The 2,940-nt window shown below is 34.9% G+C and carries 3 protein-coding genes; 1 reads left to right on the forward strand and 2 read right to left on the reverse strand.

Features of this window, described 5'->3' with window-relative positions; all coding sequences use genetic code 11:
* Positions 1–81 precede the first annotated feature (81 nt).
* On the reverse strand, positions 82–675 hold the full coding sequence (locus HMPREF2586_RS00225) for a TetR/AcrR family transcriptional regulator (protein ID WP_070498081.1): 594 nt from the start codon (positions 673–675) through the stop codon (positions 82–84).
* A gap of 147 nt (positions 676–822) precedes the next feature.
* On the opposite strand from HMPREF2586_RS00225, the gene HMPREF2586_RS00230 reads away from it, so the two are divergent.
* Complete coding sequence (locus HMPREF2586_RS00230) at positions 823–2,025, forward strand: ABC transporter permease (RefSeq protein WP_070812575.1); 1,203 nt, start codon at positions 823–825, stop codon at positions 2,023–2,025.
* 27 nt (positions 2,026–2,052) lie between these two features.
* Here HMPREF2586_RS00230 and HMPREF2586_RS00235 read toward each other — a convergent pair whose 3' ends face one another.
* Positions 2,053–2,928 (reverse strand): DMT family transporter, encoded by an 876-nt coding sequence (locus HMPREF2586_RS00235; protein WP_083319555.1) that lies wholly within the window; start codon positions 2,926–2,928, stop codon positions 2,053–2,055.
* Positions 2,929–2,940: the final 12 nt, after the last annotated feature.

Genomic DNA, 2,940 nt, shown 5'->3' on the forward strand with positions numbered 1-2,940 from the left:
GGTTAGCTATATTTTTTTACTTTGCAACAGAACCCTAAAAATGATAATATTTACACATTAAAACCGAACATTAACGAAAGTTTAAGACTCATAAAAACCCATCACTTTAGCAGGACCCTGTAGGACGATTTTAAAGATATAGTCTGCAGTTTTTTCTATATCCAGCTCATCTTCTGAAGTATATGAATATTTAACTAAGCCGATATAAACTGAAGTAAAGACGACAACTAAAACTTCTTTTGGAATGCTAATGTTGAGACGCTCTATAAATTCACTAAACTCATCACCCACTAGAAATAACATCTTTTCTTGTAATTTCTTCTCAAATGAGTTGATATGGTTAGATTGAAGAAACAACTGCATGAGTTTTTGGTTGTCTTTAAAGCACTGAAGGATTTCAATCAAGGTATCGTAACGAGATGGTAAAAATTCTTGGTTAAAGTTTTCTGTCGGTAGATTCTCACGAAACACTGCTTCTAGCTTACCGATCATTTCATTTTCAAACTGCTTCATCATGTCATACTTATCTTCAAAATGTAAATAAAAAGTCCCTCTATTAATATCTGCCTTTTCAGCAATATCATTAATAGTAATGTGATGTAAGTCTTTACTTTTCATTAAATCAAAACACGCATCGATAATTGCTTGTCTGGTCTTCTTTTGTCTTCGGTCCATAGTGTCCCTCTTTTCTTAATGAACATATTTAATTCAAATGTTGAGTACTCAATAAAATGGCGGTTTTTGCTTATGGCAACTGATTTAAATGCAGAATACAATAAAGTCACAAGTTATTCAACAATATGTTCATTAAGGAGTGTTTAAATGGATAAACTAAAAAATTCAAACAAAATTTTTCTAGTCCCAATTTTATTTGTTATCGTCTTCACCTTAATCATGCTTCCAGCATTCTCACCAATAGTCAAGGTAGAACCGAATAATATGCCAATCGGTTTAGTCATTAATGATGAAGGTGAAATGGGACAAACGATCGAAAATCAAATCAGTGAAAACGCACCGGATATGGTGTCATTCACATCTTACGATTCTGTTGATGAAATGGAAGATGCAATGGATCAACGTGATATTTATGGCGCAATAGAACTACCAGCGGATTTTTCAGAGAATATTATGAGCTTACAATCTGCAGAAATGACAAAAGCAAATGTTAATATATATGTTAATGAAGGCGCTTCTGCTATGGCTGCGTCTCAAATCGAAACAGCTCTAAATAATATGGTCTCCATGATGAATCAGCAGATCAGCAAACAGATTGTTTCAGGTATTGAGACAAAAACAGAAGAAATGAAATCTCAACTGCAGCCTGTCTTAGAAGCTCAAGGTTCAGATAGTCCACTTCAAGGATTATCCAATATGATTTCACCAATATCACCCGATATGGTCGACGCTATATCTAATCCCATTGAATCTGAGGTAATTAAGGTCAATGAAGCAGGAAGCCTCGCTAACATTCCAATGGCATTCCTTGCGTTTACATGGATTATTTCTATTGTTGGTGCAGTCATGCTGTACTTCTCTGATAATGGTAAAAGATTTAACAGTCTTGGACAAAAGTACAGCTTTAACTTAGTTCAATCTATAGCTCCATTTGTTTACGCACTTACAGCAGGATACTTCGCAACTTGGTTTTCAACATTAATCATGGATATTCAGTATGAGTCATTTAATACAATGGCCTTGTACTTATCACTTGTTATTGCAGCCTTTATGTTGATGATTTTTGCAGTACTGAAATGGTTGAAACTTCCGAGTATAGTACTATTTGTTCTCTTGATGTTCTTTAGTATTGCAGCAATTCAATTACCACCGGAAATGTTACCTGATTTCTATAGAGATTATATCTATCCTTGGGTACCTTTAAGAATATATGCAGATGGATTAAAAGAAATTCTTTTCTTCAGTAAAGAATTAAATAATGGTTACAGCATGATATTTGTGTGGATCATTATCACTTCTCTTATCGTCATCTGGCTGAAGAACTTCATCGAGAAAAAGAAAACAGCATAAAGTAAGAGGCTAGAGAATCTGAAATCTCTAGCCTCTTTTCAATTTACGTTTCATCCATAGTCGCTCTAAATAACCCGTACCAAAGAGTACACCGGCGACAATAAACACAAAGCCAATCAATTGGGTGGCAGCTATTTGTTCTTTTAAGAAAATAACAGAGAATACGACACCAAAGAATGGGACAAAGTTATTAAATATTGCAGTTTTAGAAGCACCAATTTTTTGAATAGCTGAGTTAAAGACCATATGACCAAAACCTGTCGCTACAACACCGGATAAGAGTAATATTCCGCATACACCAATTGTCGAATCAGTCATCTCAGACAATCCAGATGGTTCAGTAATCAAACTAATACCCAATAGTCCAAATGATCCAGCAAGATTCATAATCGCTGTAACCTGTTTAGAATCCAAAGTTGCCGTCGCCTTTTTAATAAAGACAAAACTAATGGCTTGTGCAAACATTGATATAAACAAGACAAATTCGCCTTGTGATAATTGTAACCCTGAAAATGAACCGCCTTGTATAAAGAAGACACCGATTAAAGCTAAAACAAATCCAACCGATCGCATCTTAGTTAGTCTTTCATTTAAAAATATCATGCCTAGTATTGCTGTGGCTAATGGCACTAAAGATAATATGAGTGAACCTGTTGATGCTGGCGTCGTCATCAAACCTATCGCTAAAAACAGGTGGTGCATCATGACCCCAAAAATCATACCAAAAGCAGTAAACACCCACTCTTTTATAGTTAAAGCTCTCAATGACCTTCCAAAAATAACGATAAGCATAGCAGTTACACCAGCAATCATTATCCTAAATGCTGTCATGGTATGTGGAGGAAGGTTCTCTACTAATACCTTTAGAAATACAACGTTAAGGGTTCTGTTGCAAAGTTGAATTTATAGTATAAT

Source organism: Staphylococcus sp. HMSC034G07 (assembly GCF_001835975.1).
Lineage (GTDB): Bacteria > Bacillota > Bacilli > Staphylococcales > Staphylococcaceae > Staphylococcus > Staphylococcus ureilyticus.